1 protein-coding gene is annotated in these 283 nt (G+C 64.3%); it reads left to right on the top strand.

Annotated features, from left to right (window positions below; genetic code table 11):
• Positions 1-283: hypothetical protein (locus Q5762_RS37970; protein WP_315896870.1), on the top strand; the 283-nt coding region annotated here is incomplete at both ends.

The following is a 283-nucleotide window of genomic DNA, read 5'->3' as shown; positions in this document are numbered from 1 at the left end:
CTACTGCGATCGTGCTACAAGAACTGGCTCATCAAAGATCGACTGCTGCGCTCCCAGGCGTTGACTGTCGACCGCAACGGTCTCGGCGTTCCGGTGTATACGGGTGCGCCTGTGCCGGATGGAGCGACGGCGCTGGAGCGTGATGCGTGGATCGCTGCCGAGCGTGAGAATGGTTTGGCACTGGCGACGGCGTTCAGGTCTGGTGAGCAGGCTGGTGCGTCGATCCCGAGCGGCGCGAAGCTGCAACTGCTCGGCGTCGAGGGCGACCTCCCGGATGCTGACA

Origin of the sequence: Streptomyces sp. P9(2023) (assembly GCF_032436795.1) — a bacterium.
Classification (GTDB): domain Bacteria; phylum Actinomycetota; class Actinomycetes; order Streptomycetales; family Streptomycetaceae; genus Streptomyces.
Note: the sequence above shows the minus strand (reverse complement) of the source record. Positions and strands in the feature narration are given on the sequence as shown.